This window comes from Reinekea blandensis MED297 (genome assembly GCF_000153185.1).
GTDB classification, from domain to species: Bacteria; Pseudomonadota; Gammaproteobacteria; order Pseudomonadales; family Natronospirillaceae; genus Reinekea; species Reinekea blandensis.
Genome location: NZ_CH724149.1, coordinates 714,473 through 737,168 on the forward strand (window position 1 = coordinate 714,473; position 22,696 = coordinate 737,168).

Consider the following 22,696-nt stretch of genomic DNA (forward strand, 5'->3'; position numbering starts at 1 on the left):
GATGGGTAAAAACGTAGTCGTTCTGGGCACCCAATGGGGTGACGAAGGCAAAGGTAAGATTGTGGATCTGCTGACTGAAAATGCAGATGCCGTCGTCCGCTTTCAAGGTGGACACAACGCTGGCCACACGCTGGTGATCGATGGCGAAAAAACAGCCCTGCATTTGATTCCGTCCGGGATTTTGCGCGAAGGTGTTAAATGCGTGATTGGAAACGGGGTTGTTCTTTCAATTACCGCTCTGCTGAAAGAAATGGCCATGCTTGAAGCTCGCGGCGTCCCGGTTCGCGAACGACTGCGTGTGTCAGCCGGATGTCCGTTGATTCTGCCGATTCATGTTGCGCTGGATCAGGCTCGTGAAACCAAGCGCGGTAACGACAAAATCGGTACCACAGGTCGCGGTATCGGTCCGGCCTACGAAGACAAAGTCAGCCGACGTGGTGTGCGTTTGGGTGATGTGTTTCAGGACGGTTTCCGGGAAAAACTGACTGAGGTGCTTGAGTATCATAACTTTATACTCAAAGAGTACTATCACGCGGAAACCGTTGATGTGGAAGCGGTTATCGATGAAGTCATCGATGAAGCCAAACAGATTCGGGATATCACGGTTAACGCGGTTACTCTGGTTCACGACGTGCGTGAAGCCAATGGCAACATCATGTTTGAAGGCGCTCAGGGCTCGTTGCTGGATATCGACCACGGGACCTATCCATTCGTCACGTCCTCTAATACCACGGCAGGCGGTGTTGCGACTGGCTCTGGTGTGGGGCCGCTGTACCTGGATCAGATTATGGGTATTACCAAGGCCTACACAACTCGTGTGGGTTCCGGGCCGTTCCCAACCGAGTTGTTTGACGACAATGGCCGTCATCTGGCCGAAAAAGGGCATGAGTTCGGAACGACAACAGGACGGGCGCGTCGCTGCGGTTGGTTCGACGCTGTTTTGGTCAAACACAGCATTCGCATTAACTCCATTAATGCAATCTGCCTGACCAAACTGGATGTACTGGATGGCCTCGATGTGGTCAAGGTCTGCATCGGTTATGAAGATGAGCAGGGTGAGCCTGTCGATTGGCCGGAGTCCTCGGCGGCATTCGAAAAAGTTAAGCCGGTGTATGTTGAGTTACCGGGCTGGCAGGAATCGACCTTTGGTGCCAAGTCCCTGGCCGATTTACCGCAGAATGCCCGCGACTATATCAGTTACATCGAGCAGGCCATTGGTGCGCGTATTGATATCGTCTCGACCGGACCGGATCGTGTCGAAACCATCGTTTTAAAACATTCTTTTGAAATGTAACCCTTTTCAAATCCAGGTCTGTGCTGTATAACGGCGCAGACCTGTCTCCGGGCGTTCTGCCCCGTTCAGTAACATTCAGGATTCCGGCTTTAATAACATACAAGCCTCTTTACGCCTCATTTCCGGGCAGGCCTGCTGAATTCTTCTGTACACTCGCTATACTGCGGGAACGTACAATAACAACGAAATATGGATATTGTGAAAAAACCGAATAAATCTAAAGACCCGCATCTCAGTCGGGAAGCCGCCAAATACGATAACCCAATCCCCAGTCGGGAATTTATCTCTGAGCATCTTGAAAAACGCAGTGGCCCGGCCACCCATCCAGAACTCTGTGATGAGTTGGGACTGACCCACGACGATGACATCGAAGCATTGCGTCGCCGGTTAATCGCGATGGTCCGGGACGGTCAGTTGCTGTGTTCGCGACGTGGCGCCTTTGGTCTGATCGACAAAATGGATCTGGTACGCGGCCGGGTTCAGGGGCACCCCGATGGTTATGGCTTTCTGATCCCGGATTTGGGTGGTCAGGATTACCTGCTGAATCATCGCCAAATGAACTGTTGTTTCGACGGGGACATCGTCCTGGCACGTAAAGGCCGGCGGGATCACCGTGGTCGTACCGAAGCGATCATAACTGAAGTTCTGGAACGTAATACGGTTGAGCTGGTTGGCCGTTTTCATTGGGACGGCAGCTTTGGTGTCGTTCACCCGGAAAATAAACGAATCGCACACGATGTGCTGATTCCCCCTAAAAACGCAGCCGGCGCGGAAGATGGCGACATTGTTGTCGTTGAGATTCTGGAACAGCCTCAGTTCCGTAAGCAGCCGATAGGCAAAGTTCTGCAGGTCTTAGGTGCTCATATGGCGCCCGGTATGGAAATCGATATCGCTCTGCGGACTTATGATATCCCTCATACCTGGCCTTTCGAAGTGGAAGAGCAGATTGTCGGCTTTTCGGATCAGGTCGAAGAGGCTGATAAAGCGAACCGAGTCGATTTGCGAGACAAACCTTTTGTCACTATTGATGGAGAGGACGCCCGCGATTTTGACGATGCGGTGTTTGCTCAGAAGATGGTCAATGGGGGAGTGCGACTCTATGTTGCCATCGCAGATGTTTCCCATTACGTGCCGGTCGACTCACCGTTGGATCATGAAGCACGCTCAAGGGGAACGTCCGTTTATTTTCCGGAGCAGGTGATTCCAATGCTGCCGGAAGTGCTTTCTAACGGCCTTTGTTCGTTGAATCCTCAAACCGACCGCCTGGCCCTGGTCTGTGAAATGGAAGTCAGCTCGAGTGGTGAAGTGAACAAGTTTCGCTTTATGGAGGGACTGATTCACTCACATGCGCGGCTCACTTACACCCAGGTGGGTGAGTATTTGGAAGCCGAAAAGAAAGTCGACCGGAAACCCTTTATTGAGGCCTATGGCAAAGAGGTCGCGCGCAATATCGATATGCTCCATGAGCTGTATCGTCGTTTTCGTATTGCCCGGACAAAACGTGGGGCGATTGAGTATGAAACACGGGAAGCGCGCATCATTTTCAATGAAGATCGTAAAATTGAGCGGATTGTTGCTACTGAACGCAACGATGCGCATCGCCTGATTGAAGAATGTATGTTGGCCGCAAACGTCAGCGCGGCTACGTTGCTGGAGACGCTGAAGATCCCGTGTTTGTATCGGGTTCATGATGCGCCTTCGTTTGAACGCCTGGAAAACCTGCGCGAGTACATGGGCGAGCAGGGGTTGGCTCTGGGCGGTGGTTTGAAACCCAAGGCGTCCGATTATCAGACACTGTTGAGTCAGATTTCCGGTCGTGAAGACTTTCAGTTGTTACAGACGGTTATGTTGCGTTCCATGGCACAGGCCGTCTACCAACCGGATAACATTGGTCACTTTGGTCTGGCCTTCGACCGCTACGCACATTTTACGTCGCCGATTCGACGCTATCCGGATCTGTTGGTGCATCGAGCCATCCGTTCCGTGATCCGCGACCGTCGTCGTACCTCGTTGGTAAAACGGGTGAAGGGCGCCCCCGAATTGCCGAAGTCGCAGATTTATCCCTATGACGAAAAAGCCATGTTCGAGTTGGGTGAACATTGCTCCATGACCGAACGCCGGGCAGACGAAGCCACCTGGGATGTGATGGCTTGGTTGAAATGCGAATACATGAGTGACCACATCGGAGAAGAGTTTAACGGTACGATCTCGTCGGTCACCAATTTTGGTTTGTTTGTTCAGCTTGATGATGTGTACGTCGATGGTCTGGTACATATTTCCAGCCTTCAGTCAGACTATTACCAGTATCAGGCGTCGGCTCATCGTCTGGTGGGCGATCGAACCCGTATTACCTACTCTTTGGGCGATAAGCTGAAAGTCAAAGTGGTTCGAGTCAGTTTGGACGAGCGGAAGATCGACTTTGAACTGGCCGACAATGACATCGTCAAGCCAAGCCGAAACCGACGTAAGGCCAAAAACAGCCAAGGGTCGCACAAGGGCAAAAAGAAAAATCCGGCTAAGAACAACCGGAAATCGAAAAAGCATTAAACCGGCCGGCTCGGCCGAAGGTTTGTGGAGTAAATTTTGTCTGAATCATTATGGATTTACGGTCTACACGCGGTGTTCTCTGCGTTAGATAACCACCCTGAACGCGTCAAAGAGGTGCTCCTGTTGAAAGGACGCGATGACGCGCGGATGAAAAAACTGCTCGATCAGGTCACTGAGGTCGGAGTTCGCTATCGGCTGGTGTCCCGAGATGATTTTGATCGAACCTTGCATAAACAGCAGTTAAAAGACATTCGCCATCAGGGTGTTTTGGCGTTAACGACGGCAGCGCCGGTGTTGAAAGAAAATGACTTAGAAGCCCTGCTCGATAACCTGGAAGAGCCGCCATTGCTGTTGGTGCTCGATGGCGTGACGGACCCGCATAACATCGGCGCCTGTTTGCGCACCTGTGACGCCGCCGGTGCCCATGGACTGATTGTACCAAAAGACAAGTCCGCCACCTTAACCGCGACCGCCGTCAAAATCGCCAGTGGCGCAACCGATACCGTTCCGTTTTTTGCAGTTACCAACCTGGCCAGAACTCTGGAAGAGTTGAAACAGCGAGGAATATGGGTTTATGGCACCGCCGGTGAGGCCAGTTCTGAGATTTATCAGAACCGTTTGCAAGGTCCGATCGCTCTCGTCATGGGGGCCGAAGGCAAGGGGTTACGCCGATTGACGCGCGAGGTTTGCGACGAGTTGATCCATATTCCCATGGCCGGTGATGTCAGCAGTCTCAATGTTTCGGTTGCCGCCGGCGTTTGTCTGTTTGAAGTTGTACGGCAACGGCGCAGTTAATTAACGTTGCGGATAAAGCTGGCCAACGGGCGAGGCGCTACGCGCCGGTCCCTTGGTCTTGGTTTGACGCAGTCGTCTCAGTGCCCCGGTGACTTCGCTGAGTTCCGGCGCTGGTCGTTGCTGAAACAACAGATGTGCTTCGAGCTGTTCAAACAGCGCCTGATCTTCCGGGCCGATTGATTGAATCTTTCCGGACCGCCGTAATTTCAACCAGAATTGATATCCCTCGGCAAGCGAGCGAACATGTTCATCGGCCTCGGTTTTAGTTGCTTTGGAAGGGGTCTGAGCAGGCGGTCGTCGACGCATTGACCACCACCACAGTAAAAGGGTGCCCAGCCAGCCAGCACCGGCGATAGCGGTCAGCAGTGGCCAGACTTTCGAAGGCGCGGGCTGAAGATCGGATTTATTCAGTGGCGGTTCTCCGTCCGCAGTATCTGCCTGTGCTTGTGGCGCGCGGTTTTCAGTTTGCGATATGGGCGCAGTAACCGACCCTGTTACCTCAATGGTTTTCGCAGGCAATCGGGCAATGCTCAGTTGGTCGGCAGAGAGATCCCACCAGGGAATCCGGATTTCCGGAATGGTGTAAGTGCCCGGTTCGGTAAACGACAACGCCAGGCTCTCATGACGACTTTGAGCCTTTACGTCTGCTGGGTTCCGATACAGCCGTACTTCATCGGGTAACGCGGACTCGATCTGCTCCAGAATCGGTGGCAGCTTCTCTGCAGGCAAGCCGATGACGTCCATTTGCAATTGCCAATCCAAATGTTCGTTCTGTTTAACGGTCAGCTCGGCATCAAGATTATCGGAAAGGGTGATCGATTCGGCCGGCAGCCAGAACGCGTCGGATGGATAAGCGTCGGGAACTGCTTTTACCTGAATAGAAATCGCGTCAGTTGCACGGGAAAAACGTTGAAAGCGTCCCAGGTTCCGATTGGCGTATTCTGCAGAAAATCGTATAGCGGGTAGCGTAAATAGGCCTGCTTTTTCCGGAGTGAGTTCGATAACCCGGGTGAACTGGTTATAGGGTTGACCGTTTATCTGAGTGGTTGATCGGGATTCGTCGATCAGTTCGGTTGTGAAACCCTCAGGATTGAACGCTGACAGCTCGCCGTTTCTGAACTCGATGTTATACGCCAGCGATAAGGTTAACCGGAGGGATTGGTCGATATAGATATTGGATTGGTTCAACGACGTACTGAGGATGACGGCGTCGTCGGGCAGGCTGTCAGGCCGTTGGCTGGCATCCTGTACATCCAATGAAATCGGATCGCTGCTGTCCCCATTTACTTCAAACGCTGGAATGATGACTTGTCCCGGTTGCTTCGGTCGTAAACGGAACTGATAGTCGACAAACCCCACTTCCTGTCCGTTCACTCGTTGACGCCGTTCCTGACGAAACTGCTGCTCGATGGTAAAGAGACGTGCCAATGCTTCCAGCTCGTCTGGATTAAGTTCAGCGATCGGCGAGACCCGGACCGTCAGCGTGAAACGCTCATCGTCATAGAGCTCAGTACGATCGGTAATGGAGATAACCTCTGCGTTTGCCGCCGTCATCACCAGCAGAAGCAAAAATATCGACAGTTGTCTTACCATAGTGTCTCATCCGGGTCGGTTGGGTTCTGTTGATACTGGTATCGGAACTTTCGCTGTAACAGGTTGCCTGATGGGCTATCTAACCGGTTCAGGATGGCTTCCGTTTCCTGTTGTTCTCGCAACGCTTCTGCGCGTTCCTGCGCCGACGCCTGGCTTTCCGGTGTCATCTCTGAATCGTTTTCACTCAGGCTTTGCTGTTCTGCTTCCTGTTGCTGTCCTGCATCCTGTTCGTTCGGGGCATGGCGCTCGGCATCCGTTTGGTCTTGGTTGGATTCGGACTCGCCGTTTTGTTCCCTGGCGTCTTCTGAAGAAGGTTCGTTTGAGCCGGCGTTTGAATCCGGTGTTGTTGAGGATTCCTCATCCGGATTTGACGAACGCTCTCCTTGTTGTTGGGAGTCGGACGGTTGCGGCGTTTCTTGCTGTTGTTTGTCGAGATAGTCCTGAAGCGTTTTGAGGTTCTGGCGAGCGCTTTCATGCGGCCCCAGGTTTAATGCGTCCTGATAGGCAGCCAGTGCTTCCTGGTATTTGCCCGCATGCGCCAATGCGTTACCGCGATTAAAATGCGCATCGGCGTCATTGCTCTGAGCAAAAGCCTGCGCTGCCTGTTCGTATTGTCCCTGTCGGAACAGAGCTTCGCCTTTCAGCATCGGGTTATCCGTTTGGCTGGCTGCGTCGGCGTAATCTTCATTCAAGAAGGCGGAATAGGCTTGCTGTTCTGAGTTTTTAAACATCGACGCCGCCATTGGCGATTGTGGGTTGGGTGCTACAGCTAATGAACACAACAAGAGTCCGGGCAGTAAGGTTTGTCGGCGGCTGAGAGTCCAGATCAGGATCATCGGCAACAGCAACCAGTAACCTATGTCCTGCGTAAAGCGTCCATTTTGATCCGCCATGCTTTGTGTGGCTTCAAACCATTGGGCCCGGGGTTGATCGTCCAAAGATACCAAGGTGAACCCGAGGTCTTGTCCAGTGCGCTGTATTTGCTCCTGGTCCGTTTCCACGACGACCAATGAACCATCTTGCTGCAGATAGCCTTGATCTTCGGGTAGGGGAATTGGACCACCTTGCGGCGTACCAACCGCGACTAAAGAGCGGGTGGAAAAACCAGAGACAGCCGCTTGAATGTTGTTCAGGCGAGATGCGGGCAGGTCGTCGGTCAACCACAATAAATGGCTGGGTCCTGACGCTTGTCCGTCGATCAGTTTCTGGATTGCCAGGTCCGGGCGATTGCCGAACTGCGGCATGATGTAGGGCGTCAGTGTTTGCAGTTGCAGTTCGAGGGTGTCACTGTCGGCCGTCAATGGCGTCAGAACGTGGGCCGAACCAGAGTAGGTCACGACGGTGGTTTTACCGAACAAGCCACTTCTGGACCAATCGATAATCATGCGTTTTGCCCGGGTCAGTCGATCCGGCGATATGTCTTCAATGGCCATGGACAGACTGTTGTCGAGTAACACATAGAGGTTACCCTGATTCAGCGTTGACGATGAAGTGCGGTAGACCGCCGGGCCTGACAACGCCAGTATCAGACACAGCAGAAACAGCGGCAAGACTAACCGGCTTGCTCGGACCGGCCGACCAGAGGTCCGTCGTTGCAGGTGATCGAAGAGTTCTGCGTCCATGAGTTGCTGCCAGTCGCTATCGCCACGGCGTTTCAGCCACCACAGGGTTGCCGGTAACCAAGCCAGGAGCAGTAACAGATATTCCGGTCTCAGTAAGGTCATCGGGACGATCTCCCTGTGCGCAGATGACTCACCAGTGTGACCAGATAAAGCACAGCGATACCCAGCAAGGGCAGCCAATAGAGTTCGGTGGTCTGTCGCTGCAGATCGGTTTTCTGGTCACTGGGTTCCAGTCGCTCGATGTCGCGGAATACTTCAGCGAGCTCGGCGGAACTGGTGGCGCGGTAGTAGCGTCCTTGGGTTTGCTCGGCAATCTCACGCAGGGTTTGCTCGTCTAATGAGCTGCTGCGTAAACCAAAACTCTGTAGTAGTGAGTCCCGGCCTGCACTGCCGAAACCAATGGTGTAAACCCGTATGTTTTCGGCAGCGGCGACCGCCGTCGCTTCGTCCGGTCGTATCTCCCCACTGTTGTTTTCACCATCCGATAACAACACAACCACGCGGTCTTCGGTTGTGGACTCACGCAATTGGCGTACGGCCAGAGCTAACCCGTCGCCGATTGCCGTGCGGCTATCAGCCATTCCGGGGCGGAGGTCTGCCAGCAGAGATTGAATGGCATTCAGGTCAGGAGTTAGCGGTGCCTGGACATCAGCGAAACTGCCGAACACCACCAGTCCGATAAAATCACCACGGCGGTCCTCGACGAACTCACTGATGACGGCCTGCATGGCTTCATAACGACTGACCGGTCGCTGATTCCAAATCATGTCCTGCTCCAACATCGACTCGGACAAGTCTACGGCGAGGTACAAGGAGCGTCCGCGCTGGTCCAGATTCAATGGGTCGCCAATCCACTGCGGCCGGATTAACGCGGCGATCAACAACAATCCGGTGAGCACTTGTCGCCAGTCCATTCGCCGCGATGAAGAACCGGACATTTGCTGAGCCAACTCAAACAACATGGGGTGATCAATGGCCTGATCGGAATCGACAGAATGACGACGGAGGCGACTGACCAGCACAACCACCGGTATGAGCAACAGAAACCACGGCCAGGCAATGTTCATGCGGGCTGTCTCCTGCACAGTGCCCGGACCAGACGTTCGGCTTCATCCCAATCGATGGCGGTGTTGTTACGCGGATCGTAGTGTTGGTTGAACCAGGATGGTGTTTTGTTTGAGGGATGATACCGGGCGATCTCGAGTGCAAACGCACTCGGCGTTAATCCCGGTGACATGGAATGATGATGAATCGCCAGCCAGCGCAGCAGTTCATGGAGCCGCCGGCTTTGCTGATCGCTCTCGGATCGCTGAATTTCGCGCAGGTGGCGCAGCGCCTGACGGCAAGCCCGACGTCGATGGTAGTACAGAACGATCAGTCCAATGACAAGTATCAGCAGTCCGCTCAGCAGCCAGTATCCCGGTGCCAAAGGCCACCAAGAGGGTGTTGGCGGGGAGACATTCGGGGTCAGTGAGTTGAGCAACGCGGCTTGAGTCATCAGTGGTAGAGTGGCCATTGCTGAACCTCCTGCCAGTTAAATGATGCACTTTCATGATGAATCAGGCTGCCGTGATGCGCGCGACACTGTTCGCGCAGCGTTTTTTGAAGGCTATCAATCGAAAGTCGTGCCGCGTCCAGTTGATCGGTGGAGAGCGCGTTCATTTGATTCCCTGAGCGAACCGGTAACCGCAGATGTTTTGGTAAGCGATGATCGAATGGGTCACTGCATTGCAGATAAATCAGCGAAGCAACGGATCGGTGTTGCAGAATGGTTTGGCAGCGTTCATGTTCGTCGCCTAAAAAATCTGACAGCACCCAAAGTGTTGGGTTGGACGCCCAGGTGGGGACTGGTTGGCTCGCCGGTTCAGGCCAGTTTCGGAAGCCATTAGCCAGTTGCTGGTGCGCTTCGGCAATGATCTGACAGGCTTCGGCGGCGTGACGTTGGTTGAGTATCGTCCGATGCTTTCGCTCATCCCCAACATCAATGATCAGGCGAACCGGATGATGCAGGTGCGCAAATCGCCAGATAAGAAATGCAGCCCAGTGACACAGCAAAACCGACTTAAAGCAGCGGCGGGTACCGAAGTAGAGCCGGCTGTGCAACGGCAGCCAGATCACGTGTTCCTGATGCCGGTCTTCTTCCATGACCCGAACGTAGGGTTGCTGTTTGCGGGCCGTCAATCGCCAGTCAATGCGGCGCACGTCATCGCTGGCGTGGTAAGGCTTCATCTCGGCGAACTCCAGGCCCTGACCGCGTTGCCGTGAGCGCTGTTCGCCCAGCTGTCGGGCGCGGCTGATCTGCGGTCGGAGCTTGCGTAGGTCGGCGGACATGGCCTGCAGAGCTAACAGGTCTTCGACGGCGACGTGTGTTCCTTGAATGCTGAATGGAGGCATGGGCTTCAGGCCACCGGTACGTGATCCAACAGTTCGTGCACGATTGCAGCGCCGTCATAACCTTGCGCCTGTGCACTGAGAGAAAGGACGAGACGGTGTCCGAGCACCCTGGGCGCGATGCGCTGAACGTGCTCCGGCGTAACGTATGAGTCCTGATGCAGCCAGGCCAGTGCCCGGGCGCATCGATCCAGAGCGATGGTTGCGCGGGGGGAAGCGCCGAAATCAATCGCTTCTGCCAGAGCCTGCGCATAGTCGCTGGGGCGGCGGGTGGCGTTAATGAGGTGGACGATGTAGGTCTCAACGACATCGCTGACCGGAACCTTGTGAATCTGCTGGCGAGCGACGAGAATATCTTCGAGGGTAATCTGCACCCCGGGTGCGAGCGAATCGACCTGTTCCTGTCGTGCCAGCGCCAGAATTCGAAACTCATCGTCGAGGCTTGGGTAATCCAGCGACACTTTCATCAGAAATCGATCGAGCTGGGCTTCCGGTAGCGGATAGGTGCCCTCGTGTTCAACCGGGTTTTGCGTGGCCATGACCAGAAACGGCGAAGGCAAGGGATGGGTTGTTCCCCCGGATGAGACCTGCCGTTCTGACATCGCTTCTAACAGTGCCGACTGGACTTTGGCCGGCGCGCGGTTGATTTCGTCGGCGAGAACCAGGTTGGCAAATACCGGTCCGGGTTGGAACTCAAAGCGGTGCTCTTCCGGTCGGTAAATGTCTGACCCGGTGACGTCCCCTGGCAATAGGTCGGGGGTGAACTGTAACCGGCGGAACTCGGCTCGAATGCTGTCAGCCAGCGCTTTGATTGCGGTTGTTTTCGCAAGCCCGGGAGCGCCTTCTACCAACAGATGGCCATCGGCGAGCAATGCAATCACTAAGGACTCGACCAGTTGATCCTGACCGATGATTCGGGCATTCAGGGCGTCAGTGAGTTGGGCAATAGCATTAGGTCGTTGCTTAGGTTCCATGGTTCATCAGAGTCGCAATTGAATGAAGTGAGGGAACCTTAAGGAGCGGTCAGTAAGGTGACAAGTCCTTTTACCGCTTTTTTGCGAATGGTGTAAGAGAGGGGCTGCGCGCAATGCGAGCCCCGGTTTGTAGGATACTGGTGGTGCTTAGGGCAAGATGACTGAGTCGATCACATGAATGACGCCGTTGGACGTTTCAATGTCGGTCGCGATGACTTTTGCGTCGTTGACGAACACGTCACCACCGCTCACCTTGATGTTAAGCGTCTTTCCGGTAATGGTGACGACCTGGTAAATCCCGACCACATCCTCGGCCATGAACTTCCCGGCGACAACATGCAGGCCTAACACCTCGGTCAGTGCGGGTTGGTCCGCAACGAGCGCATTCAAGGTGTCGGCAGGAATTTTAGCGAAGGCGGCATCGTTGGGGGCAAAGACGGTGAACGGACCGGGTTCTTTCAGTTTATCTACCAGGTCGGCCGCCTGAACGGCTGTCACCAGGGTGGAAAAGTCACCGGCGTCGACAGCGGTGTCGACGATGTCTTTTTTCATGCCATGCACTGCGGCGTGGGTCAGGGTGGCTGTTGTCATCATTAAAGTGAGAAAGGCGGTTGAGATGATCTGTATCAATTTCATGAAAGGTTCCTCTGTTTTTGTTAGTTTGCACGATGGGTTACGGCGAAGAATCCTTCTGTGGATTGTTCAAAATAACTGACATATCCCGTAAAAAATTCCCGATAATCTGCTTGGTGTTCTGCTTCGTACTGCCTTGGTTTGCCTTATTTATCAGGGTGTATAGAGGAAAGTTGCCGTTTCGTCCGGCTTTTGTGTGTTTTTTGGGCTATTCTGCCCGCTGTGCATTTTTTTGGACCTTAAGGGTGGAGCTGGCGTCGGAAGCCGTTTTTCAGGATTTCAAACTTTCGCTTTTCCGGCGACCCATTATGATGCCGAATCAACAATAGAAATTGACAGGAATACCGTTCTTCAACTGCCTTCCAGAGGAATGTCTGGAAGGAAGACAACAATACCGGACGGTGTAACGCAAACATTTTCATAAATCACACAGGTGGTATCCACTATGCCGAGTAAAACGTCCGCGGCCCCTAAACCGCAACTCACTGTCAAACAGTTCCAGGATTCTGTCGTTAAACACTTGCGATCGACACTGGGTACCTATGAAGAAAAGGCATCCAAGCAGGCCTGGAACCAGGCGGTTTCAGCGGCCATAAATGAGTTTGTGTTCGATGGTGTCAGTCGGACGAGAAAGACGCATGCCGCTAAAGATGCTCGCGCAGTGCACTACCTGTCATTGGAGTTCCTGATGGGGCGGTTGATGTCCAACAACCTGCATAATCTGGGTCTCTATGATATTGCCGACCAAGCCATGGCGAAACTGGGTCTCAACCTGGCCGACATTTTAGAAGAAGAGTCGGACATGGCGCTGGGTAACGGAGGTCTGGGTCGACTGGCGGCGTGCTTTATTGATTCTATGGCAACGCTGAACCTGCCGGCTGTTGGCTACGGCATTCACTATGAGCATGGGCTTTTCCGTCAGGAGTTTTTCAAAGGCCGTCAGGTGGAGCGACCTGATGAATGGCGTGAGTTTGGATCGGCCTGGGAAATCTGTCGTCCGGAGAGTCAACAGACCGTTAAGCTGTACGGCTATGTCGAAACGGTTTATGACAATGGCGCCGCTCGAAAAGTCTGGCACCCGGGGCGTACTCTGCGTGCTATTCCGTGGGACATTCCAATTGTGGGTTACGGTGGTCGCAATGTGAACGTACTTCGCCTGTGGGAATCTCGTGCGGACAAGTTCTTTGATTGGGACGTCTTTAACTCCGGCGGTTATGTGGACGCCTATGCCGAGTCGGTTCAGGCTGAAACGGTCTCCAAAGTGCTTTATCCCAATGATGAAACACCGGCCGGCAAAGAGCTGCGTTTGGTTCAGCAGTATTTCTTCTCTGCTGCCTCCATTGCCGATGTCATGCGTCGATACAAGGCCGCACACGGAGATGATCTGACCAAGTTCGCCGATCTCAATGCGATGCAGTTAAACGATACGCACCCGGCGATTGCGATTCCTGAGCTGATGCGGGTATTGGTCGATGAAGAAGGCCTGTCCTGGGACAAAGCCTGGGCCATGACACGTCAGACCTTTGCTTATACCAACCACACGCTGTTACCGGAAGCTCTGGAAAAATGGCCTCTGAAGCTGATTGAAAAAGTATTGCCACGTCATCTGGAAATTATTTTTGAAATCAATGCTCGTTTCCTGAATGACGAAGTAGAAAACAAATGGCCTGGTAATGATGGCGTGAAACGTAAGCTGTCGATTATCGAAGAAGGCAGCGATCAGATGATCCGTATGGGGCATCTGTCTGCGATCGGTTCTCATACTGTGAACGGTGTTGCTCAGATTCACTCTGAACTGGTTAAGAAAGATTTGTTCCCTGAACTGAACGAGCTCTGGCCTGGCAAGTTCGTTAACGTGACCAACGGCATCACGCCCCGACGTTGGATGAAAGCCTGTAACCCAAGATTGTCGACGTTGATCGAAAAACACATTGATGACGACTGGCCGCGGTACCTTGATAAGCTCGAAGGCTTGAAAAAATTTGCCGATGACGCTGAGTTTCAGAAAGAGTACATGGCGATCAAACACGCCAACAAAGAAGACATGGTTAAGGTGATCAAAGAGCTGACCGATATTGATGTCAGTGCCGATGCCATCTTCGATGTGCAGATTAAACGCTTGCATGAGTACAAACGCCAGCACCTGAACCTGCTGCACATCATGGCGTTGTATCGTCGCTTGCTGATCGATCCGAACTACGACATGCACCCGCGCGTCTTCATCTTCGGCGCCAAAGCGGCACCGGGTTATAAGATGGCTAAAGACATCATTTTTGCGATCAATAAGGTTGCAGAAAAAGTCAATAACGATCCGCGCATCAAAGACAAACTCAAGGTCGTTTTCCTGCCAAACTACCGGGTGTCACTTGCAGAAAAACTGATTCCGGCGGCTGACGTTTCTGAGCAGATTTCTCTGGCCGGGAAGGAAGCTTCCGGAACCGGTAACATGAAGCTGGCTCTGAATGGCGCCATTACGCTGGGCACGATGGACGGGGCTAACATTGAGATTGCCGAGGAAGCGGGTCGTGAAAACGTCGTGATCTTCGGTATGGAAGTTGATGATGTGGTCGCACTGCAGGAGAAGGGCTACAACCCGGGTGATTATTACCGGGGCAATGATGAGTTGAAAGCGGTGTTGGATTGGCTGGAAGGCGATTTCTTTACACCGGGTGAACCGGGCCTGCTGGCCGAAGTGAAGCGTAATCTGGTTGAACAGGATCCGTTCATGGTTCTACCAGATTTCGAAAGCTACTGTGAAGCGCACCAGAAAATTGATTCGCTATACCGGGATCAAAAAGCCTGGGCGCGAGCGGCGATCATCAACACGGCCAGTCTTGCGAAGTTCAACTCGGACCGTTCAATTGCCGATTACGCGGATTATATCTGGCATATGAAAGGTGTTCCGGCGGCGGCAAAATAAGTCGCTGAGCAGGACCGGAAAGGAGCGCATTAGCGCTCCTTTTTTTTGATTTTTTTCGCCAGTTCTGCCAAAGACGGTTTCAGTAACCTTGCTCAAAGTTGACGATTGGCACGGCTGCACCGGCGTCTTTTTTGCGAAGGTTCCGGGCGGTGATCTCCGCCGCAGAGTCGATTGAGGTCGGTGCCGAGATGTGTGGTAACACCTGGATTTTTTCATGCCGCCAGAATGGGTGTTCTGCCGGGAGCGGTTCCTGTTTAAAAACATCGAGGACCGCGTAGCTTAACAATCCAGACTCCAACGCTGTTATCAGGTCCGATTCATTGACGGTCGGTCCCCGGCCAAAGTTAATCACTTTCATTCCGGACTGGCATTGACGCCATTCGGCTAAGGTAAGCAGATCGCGCGTGGCTGAGGTCAGTGGTAACAGGTTCAGCAGAATATCGCTTTCGGCCAGAACGTCGCTCAGTCCTGCCGGGCCAAAGGTGTGGCGGAACTCCGAGTCGGGTTTGGCGGTTCGGCTCCAACCGAAGATCTGAAACCCCTGTTCCGACAGACGCTTCGCACAGGCAGAGCCCAGCTCTCCGAGACCGAGAATTCCTACAGTGCAATGCTCGGTGGGGCGATAGGGGTGCGCCTGCCAAATGGCACTTTGTTGTTGGGCGGCGTACAAATGCATGTCGCGATGGAGGTATAGGCACCAGAGCAGGGCCGACTCCGCCATGGTTGCGGACAAACGCGGATCGATCAGACGGGTGACTTCAATGGCGGAACCGGCGAAGGTATCGACCAGCTTTTCGACGCCAGCCCAAACACTTTGGACCCATTCCAGAGAGGGAAACTCCGCCAGCTGTTGAGGGGACGGGTTCGCGACGACCGCAAAACGAACGGACGCCTTTTCGTACTCGGGTAGTTCATCCGGTGCACAGAACTGGTACTCCGGTACACGGTCGGTGAGTGCCTGAATCCATTGCTGGACCTCAGCCGAGGGGATTTGCCCGATGACTGGTATGTGCTTCATTGTGCAAAAACTCCGTCATCCGTTGTGAATCCTTTGATTTCGATGGCATTACCGCTGGGGTCTGCAATAAAGAACGTCCCCTGTTCTCCCGGTTCACCGGCAAAGCGCAGCGTCGGTTCAAGTAAGAAGCTGACTTCTTGTTGTTTCAGTCGTTCAACGAGCTGGCGCCACTCAATCATGTCCAGGATGACGCCAAAATGTGGCATCGGCACCGGCTGACCGGCGACAGAACCGGTAGCCGTCGGTTGAATAGGTTGGCCGATGTGACAGCTCAACTGATGCCCATAGAGATCGAAATCGACCCAGGTCTCGGTACTGCGACCTTCAGCGGCACCGAGTACCCCGGAATAGAACTGTCGGGTTTCGGCCAGGTCGGTTACGTGAAAGGCCAGATGAAAACTTGGTGACATGGTTTGCTCCCTGTAAATAAAACGCCCCCTTTGCAGGTTGGGACGACGGTCATCTTTGCATATTTTCGACGATCTTTCAGAGGGTTCTCTTAACCCCGGCTCAAGTCGGGTGAACGCCTGCGATTGGGATTGGGTCGCTTTACTGTCGGCATATGGCCCCCTATGATGAAGAAAAACTTCTGGAAACTTACATGAAGCAGTCGCTGTTTGATGTTCGCTGTGAGTGGGGCGAACACGGTGTCACAAAGCTAAGCGATGAGTGTGATGTTGTCATCATTGTTGATGTCCTGTCTTTTTCAACCTGCGTCAGTCTGGCTTGTGAGCGGGGCGCCCGGGTATACCCGGGTCAACCGGGTGATCCTGACAGTGCGGCCTATGCTGAGTCGCTTGGTGCTCGTCTGGCGGTGAAACGCTCGCAATGGCGTCCGGATTCCGGCGCACTTTGCCTGTCACCGGTGTCGATGCAGTCATTACAGCGTCACGAACGACTGGTGCTGCCATCACCCAATGGTGCGGTCTTGTCGCAGATGGCCGGCCATACTCCGGTCATCGCCGGATGTTTGAGAAATGCGCGCGCTGTAGCGGCCGCCGCGATGCATCTGGGGTCTACCATCGGGGTCATTCCGGCAGGTGAACGCTGGGAAGATGGTACTTTGCGCCCCGCCTGGGAGGATCTGGTCGGTGCGGGTGCCATCATCAATGAACTGGACGGTGAACGTTCACCTGAGGCGGCTGTAGCCGAAATGGCCTATCTGAGCGTGGTTGGGGAAGTCAGTTCTCGTATGTTGAAAACCGTGTCGGGGCGGGAGCTGGTTGAGCGAGGTTTTAAAGAAGACGTACTGATGGCCTGTGAGGAAAATGTCGACAACGGCGCGCCGAGGTTGGTTGATGGTGCGTTTCTGGCGCCATAACCTCACCGTATTTACGCGGTTTGACCAATGAACTCGATCAGCTCGGTTATCGGCATTGGCGTCGCCATAAAATAGCCCTGTACCTCATCGCAGTGCATGTCGGTCAGTAAGGTTAACTGATCTTGCTGCTCAATGCCTTCGGCAACGACCGTGAGATCGAAGGCCCGGGCCATGGAGATAATGGCAGTCACAATGGCCGCGACCTGAGATTGGTTCATCATATCCCGGGTGAACGAGCGATCGATTTTAATTTCGTTGACCGGCAGGTCTTTGAGCATGGTGAGCGACGTGTATCCGGTCCCGAAGTCGTCAATGGAAAACTGAATACCGGAGCGGTGCAGTCGGTTGATCGCATCGGCGCTGTGTTGGAGGTTCGCAAGCGTTGCGGTTTCGGTAATTTCAATTTGCAGGTAAGGCGACAGTCGTGGTGATTGATTGAGCATGTGAGTCAGTCGCTCAAACAGCGGAGGGCTGTTGAACTCAACTGCGGAGATATTAATCGACACCCTTGGAATTGCGTGGCCCAACAGTCCTGATTCCGCTAGTTCTTGAGTGCACCGTTGAATCACCTGTTCAGTAATTTCTGCACTGAGTCCGTATTCCTCAGCTAATGGAATGAACTCGTCTGGTGGAATTGCGCCCTTGGTGGGGTGCTGCCATCGAACCAGCGCTTCGACCCCGGTAACCTGTTGGTCGGGCAATGAAAACTGAGGCTGATACACAACCGTCATCTGTTGTTGCGTGAGTGCCAGACGCAGGTCAGAAAGCAGATTACGTCTTTGCGTTTCTTTGAGGCTCAGTTCAGCATGATGGAACTCCGTGCTGCCTCGATAATGTTGTTTAGCCCGGGCCAGGGCATTGGCGCAGGCTGACATCAAGCGCTTGGCGGTGTTGCCATCGGCTGGAGCCAATGCAACCCCAAAGGTGTGGCTGAGCGGTACGGAAAGTCCGGTTTCGACTTCTTGTAATGCCTGCCTGAGCAGAACAATTTGCTGATCGATATTACCCGGATCTTTAGGCGTCCAGAAGGCCAAAGCAAACTGATCGGCACCAACACGGCCAATCAATACTTCCGAAGAATAGGTACTTAGCAGTTGATCCGCCGTGGCACTCAGAACGCGGTCGCCGTTCTCATATCCGTGTTGGGTGTTGATGTTTCCGAATGCATCGATGTCGGTATAGATCACCATCAGATGATGATCCGGGCGTGGTCTTTGCAATAAGGAATCTAGGCGCTGTTTGAACAGGTAATGACGCAACAAATGGGTTAACGGATCGAGCTGATTCTGTTTTTCGAAGGCCTTCAGGGATCTCAGTACCAGCAGATACAATAACAAGCTGGTGACCAGAATGAAAAACCATCCCTTAGCGGTCTGTACACGGCTGATCAGATCGGCATCGTGGATCAGCCATCCGACCAGAGTGTCCGAAAATAATATCCAAAGGCTGCCGTACAGGGCGTAGGCCAGGGAGATTCTGATGGCAGACCGAAGCTTTGTGGGCATAAGCGTTGGCGCGGAGTGTGAGCATCAAGAATAGACTGTCGTAAAAGACTTTGTCCAGACATCCAATGAACGGTGTAAGTTGACCGACCCAGGACGAGTCGGTCAGAATCGATTAAGCAGCATTGGCCTTAGGCTTCATTGTGGGTAAAAAGCTTTCTCCATAATCCATGGCTTCCAGGCCGAAGTAGTCCGCAATCGTTTGGCCGATGTCGGCAAAGGAGTTTCTCAACCCCAGATTGGCACTTTCGCGGTTCTTGCAATAGACAATGACCGGGATGTGCTCACGCGTGTGATCGCTTCCCGGCCAGGTCGGGTCGCAACCATGATCGGCCGTGAAAATTACCAGGTCATCATCATCGACAGCGTCGAGCAACTCCGGCACCCGCTTGTCGAAATACTCGAGTGCAGCCGCATAGCCCGGAACGTTGCGGCGGTGGCCATAACTTGAGTCGAAATCAACAAAGTTGGTAAAAACTATGCTGCGATCCGGTGCGTCCTGAATCACCTCCAGTGTTTTATCAAACAAAGGACCCAAGCCGGTGGCTTTGTATTTTTGGGTGATGCCGGTATGGGCATAGATGTCGGCGATTTTCCCGATTGAGATCACTTCGCCGCCAGCCTCAGCCAGTTTTTGCAGTACGGTTTTGGATGGCGGTTCAACGGCCAGATCTTTGCGGTTACCGGTACGTTCAAACGTGTCTGCATCATCGCCGATAAAGGGTCGGGCAATGACGCGTCCGATGTTGTACTCGTTGACCAGTTCTCGGGCGACTTCACAAAGTTCGTAGAGTCGATCCAAGCCAAAGCTTTCTTCATGGCAGGCTATCTGAAACACGCTGTCAGCCGAGGTATAGACAATCGGCTTGCCGGTTTCCATATGCTCTTCACCCAAGCGCTGAATGATTTCAGTACCGGAGGCATGACAATTACCGAGGATGCCGGGTACTCCGGTTTTTTCGATAAAGGCATCGAGCATGGACTGTGGGAAAGACTGTTCTTTTTCAGAAAAATATCCCCAGTCAAACAAGACCGGAACCCCGGCAATTTCCCAGTGTCCGCTGGGTGTGTCTTTGCCGGAAGAGAGTTCTTCAGCAAAGCCGTAACTGCCGATGGTCGCATCGGTTGTTGTCAGCCCTTCCGGGGTTTGACCGCCGGCGCTTTCGGTAGCAGCGTTCACTAATCCCAAACGGGTGAAGTTAGGCAGCTTCAACGGCCCCTCGCGATCCGTATCGGCCTGACCGCGTGCGCATTGCTGAGCAATGTGCCCCAGCGTATTAGCGCCTACGTCGCCAAATTTGTCAGCATCCCGGGTTGCGCCGATGCCAAAGGAATCAAGCACCATAATGTGAACGCGTTTCATAAATCTACCCTCTCTTTAATCGGTATGGACGATCAGCGAATCGTCTCATAAACGCTTTGCGGTGCAGCCGTCGCTTCCGCAGAAATTTCAATGGCCTCCAGCAGTTTTTGACGCACGTCGTCAAACTGCTGTTGGTTCTGCACGTGCACGCTCATCAGGGCGTCGCCAGCGTTGACGGCTTCACCGATCTTAACAATGTTGTCCAGGCCGACCGCATGGTCGATGACCTGGTCGGCCCGTGAGCGACCACCACCGAGCTGAACCACCGCCAACCCGATGTCGCGGGTTTTAATGCCGCTGACATAACCTGAGGTTGGGGCCGGAAGATCCAGGATCAATGGCGCTTTAGGTAAATAGCTGTCCATGTTTTCAACAAAATCGGCAGGACCACCCAGCGCGCTCACCATCTGGCTGAAGACATCCAGCGCTTTGCCATTATCCAGAACCGTTTCAAGCATTGTTTCGGCTTCGGCCGTGGTGGCGGCCAGCTTGGCTGAACACAGCATTTCAGCGCACAGCGCAATGGTGACGGCTTTCAGTGCCGGGTCCGGATTATCGTTTTGCAGGAAGCGAACGGCTTCACGGACTTCTACCGCATTACCTGCAGAACGGGCCAGAACCTGGTTCATATCGGTCAGTAACGCCGTTGTCTGTGTTCCGGCGCCGTTGGCAACGTGTACGATAGACTCTGCTAACGCTTTGCTGTCTTCATAGGTAGGCATAAAGGCGCCGTCACCAACTTTGACGTCCATAACCAAGGCATCAAGACCGGCCGCCAGCTTCTTGGATAAGATCGATGCCGTAATCAGGTCGATGCTTTCGACGGTCGCGGTGACATCGCGAATGCCGTAAAACCGTTTGTCAGCGGGGGCCAGATTGCCGGTTTGTCCGATAATCGCCACGCCGACGTCTTTTACGATCTGTTTGAAACGTTCATTGTCCGGGTAAGGGTCGTAGCCCGGGATGCTTTCAAATTTATCCAGCGTGCCGCCGGTATGACCCAGTCCCCGACCGGAAATCATGGGGACAAAGCCACCGCAAGCGGCGACCATGGGACCGAGCATCAGGCTGACGACATCACCGACGCCGCCGGTCGAGTGCTTGTCGACCACCGGGCCGTCCAGGTCGTCCCATTGCATCACGGTGCCGGAATCACGCATGGCCAACGTCAATGCCACCCGTTCATCGATCGACATACCCTGAAAGAAGGTGGCCATGGCGAAGGCACCGATTTGACCCTCGGTCACACTGTTGTCGTAGATGCCTTTTACAAACCAGCGGATCTCGTCTCCGGTTAATACCAGGCCATTGCGTTTCTTGCGGATAATTTCCTGTGGTAAATACATAGTCGGGTCCGGTCCTGTCAGTATTGGCTGTCGATGTTGCTGTCTGAGTCGTGTCCCAGCGTTTTCAACAGACTGGCGAGCAAGCTGCTGGCGCCGAATCGAAAATGATCGGCAGAGACCCAGGTGTCGCCCATGATTTCACGGGCCATATCAAGGTAAATTGCGGCATCTTCGGCGTTTCGTACGCCACCGGCTGCTTTAAAGCCGACGTCTTTACCGCTGTCTCGGATGGCTTCGAGCATGATTCGAGCCGCTTCCGGTGTGGCATTGACCGGCACCTTACCGGTGCTGGTTTTAATAAAGTCAGCGCCGCCGGCAATGGCGAGGTCAGAGGCCTGGCGGATCAGTTCAGGCGTTTTCAGTTCGCCGCTTTCGATGATGACTTTTAACTGAGCCCGGTCGCCACACGCTTGTTTGCAGCGTGCGACCAGCGCCTGACCGATGTCGGTGTTGCCGTCGATCAGCGCGCGGTATGGGAATACGACATCAACTTCATCCGCGCCATCGGCGACCGCTTGACGGGTCTCGGCTTCAGCAATATCGATATTGTCGGATCCGTGTGGGAAGTTGGTCACCGTGGCGACTTTGACATTGTCGAGCCCTTGCTGCGCCAGGGCGGTTTTTGCGGTGCCGATGAACGCAGGGTATACACACACGGCGGCTGGATGACCTTCAGGGGTTTTCGCTTGCGCGCACAGTGATTCGATGACCGTGTCGGTATCTGAATCGTTGAGGGAGGTCAGATCCATCAGGTGCAGAGCCTGGCGGGCGTTTTGCTCGAGGTTTGTCATTTTTCTTGTCCATTAGGTCAGATTTTTTTTGGATATTCTAGGATCAATTGCACTGGAACTCAACGGTTTAGGCAGACTTCCAGATACATTTCACCTTCCGGAAGATGCAAAGGCAGCGTTACGACCGGGCCGGCTGGCGTGTGTTCAATAGAATGCGGTGAACCGGACAACAAGGTGGGTTGTGTTAGATCAAACTCATAACCTTTACTGGCCAGTCGCTGTTTGGCCCCGCCGCAGACCATGTTAGTGATTTCACCGGCCAGATCCAAGGCAGAATCGTCCAGTGTTTCAAGGGGTTCGCCGAGCATGTTCCGGTAAATCAGCAGCAGGGCTTTACTGGAAAAGCTGATGGCCAGGCTGCCTTTGTGATTCAGACCGTTCAGATGTATGAACCCGGACACCTGGCCGGGCGCGTCATGGCCTTGTTTCAGCACCGGTTTGCCGACAGTGACCTCGAGCTGGGCCATGGTTCTGGCGACGTCTAAGGTTGCTTCGAGGAACGGATTTATGATTCTTACGTCCATGGTGACTGCACAAAAAAGAGTTACTGCTAAAGTTAGTCCATATCTGGCAGAATGCTGCCAAT

At 53.7% G+C, this 22,696-nt stretch carries 19 protein-coding genes; 5 read left to right on the forward strand and 14 right to left on the reverse strand.

Annotation, left to right across the window (positions count from 1 at the left end; all coding sequences use genetic code 11):
• The first annotated feature begins 1 nt into the window (after position 1).
• The 3 genes from MED297_RS03250 to rlmB all read left to right on the forward strand — a co-directional run bounded on the left by MED297_RS03250 (position 2) and on the right by rlmB (position 4,636).
• Positions 2-1,294 carry an adenylosuccinate synthase gene (locus tag MED297_RS03250; protein ID WP_008042333.1) on the forward strand — a complete coding sequence of 431 codons (1,293 nt, stop codon included), beginning with the start codon at positions 2-4 and terminating at the stop codon, positions 1,292-1,294.
• 189 nt (positions 1,295-1,483) lie between these two features.
• Positions 1,484-3,841 carry a ribonuclease R gene (rnr, locus tag MED297_RS03255; RefSeq protein WP_008042334.1) on the forward strand — a complete coding sequence of 786 codons (2,358 nt, stop codon included), beginning with the start codon at positions 1,484-1,486 and terminating at the stop codon, positions 3,839-3,841.
• 36 nt (positions 3,842-3,877) lie between these two features.
• Complete coding sequence (gene rlmB, locus MED297_RS03260) at positions 3,878-4,636, forward strand: 23S rRNA (guanosine(2251)-2'-O)-methyltransferase RlmB (protein WP_008042335.1); 759 nt, start codon at positions 3,878-3,880, stop codon at positions 4,634-4,636.
• Here rlmB and MED297_RS03265 read toward each other — a convergent pair whose 3' ends face one another.
• The 7 genes from MED297_RS03265 to MED297_RS03295 form a co-directional block, all read right to left on the reverse strand.
• A complete protein-coding gene (locus tag MED297_RS03265) occupies positions 4,637-6,229 on the reverse strand; it encodes a BatD family protein (RefSeq protein ID WP_008042336.1) in 1,593 nt (530 codons plus the stop codon). It lies immediately after the preceding gene.
• Positions 6,223-7,953, reverse strand: a complete 1,731-nt coding sequence (locus tag MED297_RS03270; protein ID WP_008042337.1) for a tetratricopeptide repeat protein — start codon at positions 7,951-7,953, stop codon at positions 6,223-6,225. Before MED297_RS03270 ends, MED297_RS03265 begins: the two co-directional genes overlap by 7 nt.
• Entirely contained in the window at positions 7,950-8,918 is a 969-nt protein-coding gene (locus MED297_RS03275; RefSeq protein ID WP_008042340.1) for a VWA domain-containing protein, read from the reverse strand. The genes MED297_RS03270 and MED297_RS03275 overlap by 4 nt, the downstream gene beginning before the upstream one ends.
• Positions 8,915-9,367 (reverse strand): DUF4381 domain-containing protein, encoded by a 453-nt coding sequence (locus tag MED297_RS21030; RefSeq protein WP_050762853.1) that lies wholly within the window; start codon positions 9,365-9,367, stop codon positions 8,915-8,917. The genes MED297_RS03275 and MED297_RS21030 overlap by 4 nt, the downstream gene beginning before the upstream one ends.
• Positions 9,349-10,245: a DUF58 domain-containing protein gene (locus MED297_RS03285; protein ID WP_008042344.1), complete on the reverse strand. Its 897-nt coding sequence runs from the start codon at positions 10,243-10,245 to the stop codon at positions 9,349-9,351. The genes MED297_RS21030 and MED297_RS03285 overlap by 19 nt, the downstream gene beginning before the upstream one ends.
• Positions 10,246-10,250: 5 nt before the next feature.
• Positions 10,251-11,216: an AAA family ATPase gene (locus MED297_RS03290; protein ID WP_008042365.1), complete on the reverse strand. Its 966-nt coding sequence runs from the start codon at positions 11,214-11,216 to the stop codon at positions 10,251-10,253.
• Positions 11,217-11,363: 147 nt separating this feature from the next.
• Positions 11,364-11,852, reverse strand: coding sequence for a fasciclin domain-containing protein (locus tag MED297_RS03295; RefSeq protein ID WP_008042366.1), 489 nt, complete (start codon positions 11,850-11,852; stop codon positions 11,364-11,366).
• Positions 11,853-12,294: 442 nt separating this feature from the next.
• Here MED297_RS03295 and MED297_RS03305 point away from each other — a divergent pair, with 442 nt between their 5' ends.
• Positions 12,295-14,769: a glycogen/starch/alpha-glucan phosphorylase gene (locus MED297_RS03305; protein ID WP_008042367.1), complete on the forward strand. Its 2,475-nt coding sequence runs from the start codon at positions 12,295-12,297 to the stop codon at positions 14,767-14,769.
• A gap of 79 nt (positions 14,770-14,848) precedes the next feature.
• Here the strand turns inward: MED297_RS03305 and MED297_RS03310 are convergent, their stop codons facing one another.
• Together MED297_RS03310 and MED297_RS03315 are read right to left on the reverse strand one after the other, a co-directional pair.
• Positions 14,849-15,787, reverse strand: a complete 939-nt coding sequence (locus MED297_RS03310) for a 2-hydroxyacid dehydrogenase (protein WP_008042368.1) — start codon at positions 15,785-15,787, stop codon at positions 14,849-14,851.
• Positions 15,784-16,197 carry a VOC family protein gene (locus MED297_RS03315; RefSeq protein ID WP_008042369.1) on the reverse strand — a complete coding sequence of 138 codons (414 nt, stop codon included), beginning with the start codon at positions 16,195-16,197 and terminating at the stop codon, positions 15,784-15,786. Before MED297_RS03315 ends, MED297_RS03310 begins: the two co-directional genes overlap by 4 nt.
• A gap of 191 nt (positions 16,198-16,388) precedes the next feature.
• Between MED297_RS03315 and MED297_RS03320 the strand changes: the two genes are divergently transcribed.
• Complete coding sequence (locus tag MED297_RS03320) at positions 16,389-17,108, forward strand: 2-phosphosulfolactate phosphatase (protein ID WP_040556603.1); 720 nt, start codon at positions 16,389-16,391, stop codon at positions 17,106-17,108.
• Between the two features lie 11 nt (positions 17,109-17,119).
• Here the strand turns inward: MED297_RS03320 and MED297_RS03325 are convergent, their stop codons facing one another.
• The 5 genes from MED297_RS03325 to MED297_RS03345 all read right to left on the reverse strand — a co-directional run bounded on the left by MED297_RS03325 (position 17,120) and on the right by MED297_RS03345 (position 22,634).
• Positions 17,120-18,613, reverse strand: coding sequence for a putative bifunctional diguanylate cyclase/phosphodiesterase (locus MED297_RS03325; RefSeq protein WP_008042371.1), 1,494 nt, complete (start codon positions 18,611-18,613; stop codon positions 17,120-17,122).
• Between the two features lie 112 nt (positions 18,614-18,725).
• Positions 18,726-19,973, reverse strand: coding sequence for a phosphopentomutase (locus MED297_RS03330; protein ID WP_008042373.1), 1,248 nt, complete (start codon positions 19,971-19,973; stop codon positions 18,726-18,728).
• A gap of 32 nt (positions 19,974-20,005) precedes the next feature.
• Positions 20,006-21,319, reverse strand: coding sequence for a thymidine phosphorylase (gene deoA, locus MED297_RS03335; RefSeq protein ID WP_008042375.1), 1,314 nt, complete (start codon positions 21,317-21,319; stop codon positions 20,006-20,008).
• A gap of 17 nt (positions 21,320-21,336) precedes the next feature.
• A complete protein-coding gene (deoC, locus tag MED297_RS03340) occupies positions 21,337-22,110 on the reverse strand; it encodes a deoxyribose-phosphate aldolase (RefSeq protein ID WP_008042377.1) in 774 nt (257 codons plus the stop codon).
• 59 nt (positions 22,111-22,169) lie between these two features.
• On the reverse strand, positions 22,170-22,634 hold the full coding sequence (locus tag MED297_RS03345) for a chemotaxis protein CheX (RefSeq protein ID WP_040556414.1): 465 nt from the start codon (positions 22,632-22,634) through the stop codon (positions 22,170-22,172).
• Positions 22,635-22,696 lie beyond the last annotated feature (62 nt).

Excerpts from the sequence above, each read along its gene's own strand:
- MED297_RS03250 (WP_008042333.1), top strand. The coding sequence starts at position 2 with ATGGGTAAAAACGTAGTCGTTCTGGGCACCCAATGGGGTGACGAAGGC.
- rnr (WP_008042334.1), top strand. The coding sequence starts at position 1,484 with ATGGATATTGTGAAAAAACCGAATAAATCTAAAGACCCGCATCTCAGT.
- MED297_RS03265 (WP_008042336.1), bottom strand. The coding sequence starts at position 6,229 with ATGGTAAGACAACTGTCGATATTTTTGCTTCTGCTGGTGATGACGGCG.
- MED297_RS03270 (WP_008042337.1), bottom strand. The coding sequence starts at position 7,953 with ATGACCTTACTGAGACCGGAATATCTGTTACTGCTCCTGGCTTGGTTA.
- MED297_RS03275 (WP_008042340.1), bottom strand. The coding sequence starts at position 8,918 with ATGAACATTGCCTGGCCGTGGTTTCTGTTGCTCATACCGGTGGTTGTG.
- MED297_RS21030 (WP_050762853.1), bottom strand. The coding sequence starts at position 9,367 with ATGGCCACTCTACCACTGATGACTCAAGCCGCGTTGCTCAACTCACTG.
- MED297_RS03285 (WP_008042344.1), bottom strand. The coding sequence starts at position 10,245 with ATGCCTCCATTCAGCATTCAAGGAACACACGTCGCCGTCGAAGACCTG.
- MED297_RS03290 (WP_008042365.1), bottom strand. The coding sequence starts at position 11,216 with ATGGAACCTAAGCAACGACCTAATGCTATTGCCCAACTCACTGACGCC.
- MED297_RS03295 (WP_008042366.1), bottom strand. The coding sequence starts at position 11,852 with ATGAAATTGATACAGATCATCTCAACCGCCTTTCTCACTTTAATGATG.
- MED297_RS03305 (WP_008042367.1), top strand. The coding sequence starts at position 12,295 with ATGCCGAGTAAAACGTCCGCGGCCCCTAAACCGCAACTCACTGTCAAA.
- MED297_RS03310 (WP_008042368.1), bottom strand. The coding sequence starts at position 15,787 with ATGAAGCACATACCAGTCATCGGGCAAATCCCCTCGGCTGAGGTCCAG.
- MED297_RS03315 (WP_008042369.1), bottom strand. The coding sequence starts at position 16,197 with ATGTCACCAAGTTTTCATCTGGCCTTTCACGTAACCGACCTGGCCGAA.
- MED297_RS03320 (WP_040556603.1), top strand. The coding sequence starts at position 16,389 with ATGAAGCAGTCGCTGTTTGATGTTCGCTGTGAGTGGGGCGAACACGGT.
- MED297_RS03325 (WP_008042371.1), bottom strand. The coding sequence starts at position 18,613 with ATGCCCACAAAGCTTCGGTCTGCCATCAGAATCTCCCTGGCCTACGCC.
- MED297_RS03330 (WP_008042373.1), bottom strand. The coding sequence starts at position 19,973 with ATGAAACGCGTTCACATTATGGTGCTTGATTCCTTTGGCATCGGCGCA.
- deoA (WP_008042375.1), bottom strand. The coding sequence starts at position 21,319 with ATGTATTTACCACAGGAAATTATCCGCAAGAAACGCAATGGCCTGGTA.
- deoC (WP_008042377.1), bottom strand. The coding sequence starts at position 22,110 with ATGACAAACCTCGAGCAAAACGCCCGCCAGGCTCTGCACCTGATGGAT.
- MED297_RS03345 (WP_040556414.1), bottom strand. The coding sequence starts at position 22,634 with ATGGACGTAAGAATCATAAATCCGTTCCTCGAAGCAACCTTAGACGTC.